2 pseudogenes are annotated in these 1,564 nt (G+C 63.7%); both read right to left on the reverse strand.

From position 1 onward, the window contains the following. Positions 1-87 precede the first annotated feature (87 nt). Positions 88-681 (reverse strand): annotated as a pseudogene (locus HWY30_RS40665) (IS3 family transposase); the annotation flags it as partial. A 127-nt stretch (positions 682-808) separates the two neighbouring features. Next, a pseudogene (locus tag HWY30_RS40670) lies at positions 809-1,564 on the reverse strand (IS3 family transposase); the annotation flags it as partial.

Here is a 1,564-nt window from a genome sequence, read left to right on the forward strand (position 1 = left end):
CCCTGTCAACCGATACACCTGCTTTGCACTTCGTCCCATGCAACACCTCCTCGATCAAAGGTGTTGCAACGACCGGTTGAATCCGCCCTGGCAGCCCTGATCTGAATGATGAATGACCCCATCATGGCGGCGCTGTAGCAACGCCATGTCCAGCGCGCGCAGCATCAGTTCGGTGTACAGATGGTTTGACATCGCCCAACCTACGATGCGGCGGCTGAACACATCGAGCACCACGGCGAGATACAGGAACCCTTCGCCGGTCGGCACATACGTCGCGTCGGCCACCCATAGCCGGTCCGGGGCACTGGCGCTGAAGTGTCGCTGCACCAGATCGGGCGCCGGGCGTGCATCGGGCCGCCGCCGCGTGGTGGAGTGCCAGCGGCGCCGGCTTACGCCGCAAAGACTTGCGATACGCATCAGCCGAGCAACCCGCTTGCGCCCGACGTGGATGCCCTGCGCGCTCAATTCAGCATGAACGCGCGGCATCCCATAGGTGCCGCGTGAGCGCATGTAGATCGCACGGATGCGCGCGAGCAGGTCGGCGTCGGCCACTGCACGCTTCGATGGTCCGCGCGTGAGCCACGCGTAGTAGCCGCTGGCGGAGACCTCCAGCAGCCGTGCCATGGTGGCGATGGGTGAGGTTGACCCGGTTCGACGGATAGATTTGCAGTTGAGTTTAATGCGGTGTGGCACCTCCCGATAAGATCAAATCGCAGGTTGTCCACGGCCGGGCGGCGGGTCGCCTGTCAAGACCACGACGCTGCCCGGCGGTGGGCAACCCGCGCGACGATAAGCTTTGATTTTGCGCATGCAGGTTTTCGAATTCGAGCGGCGAACAGTAGCCGATGCTGCTGTGGAGGCGGCGTATGTTGTACCAGCTCTCCAGAAACGAGAACAGACGCCGCCTTGCCTGTTCGTGGGTCGCGAAGTGTTCGCGACAGAGCAGTTCGGCTTCGAGCGTGCCGAAGAATGACTCGCACATCGCGTTGTCATAAGCGTCGCCGGTGGTCCCCATCGACGGTTGTACGCCGGCTTCTCGGCAGCGCCGCCCGAAGGCAATGGAGGTGTATTGACAGCCTTGATCGGAATGTAGAATCACACCGTCATGGCGTCGCTGCTGCAACGCCATGTCAAACGCCCGCAACATCAGTTCGGTGTACAGATGGTTGGACATCGCCCAGCCGACGACGCGACGGCTGAATACATCCAGCACAACCGCCAGATAGAGGAATCCTTCACCCGTGGGTACATAGGTCGCGTCTGCGACCCACAGCACGTTTGTCGCCTCGGCACTGAAGTGCCGGCGCACCAGATCAGGCGCACGCCGGGCGCCTGCGCGTGGCCGTGTGGTGCGCGGCCAGCGCCGCCGGCTTGCCCCGCACAGACCCGCCATACGCATGAGGCGCGCCACCCGCTTGCGCCCCACGTGTACGCCTTCGCGCGCGAGTTGCGCATGAATACGCGGTGCCCCATACGTGCCGCGCGAGCTTGCATGGAGCGTGCGGATATGCGCGAGCAGTTGCGCATCGCTACGCGTGCGCATCGCGGGCTCCCGCACCAGCCA

The sequence above is a fragment of the Paraburkholderia tuberum STM678 genome (assembly GCF_902833905.1).
GTDB classification, from domain to species: Bacteria; Pseudomonadota; Gammaproteobacteria; order Burkholderiales; family Burkholderiaceae; genus Paraburkholderia; species Paraburkholderia tuberum.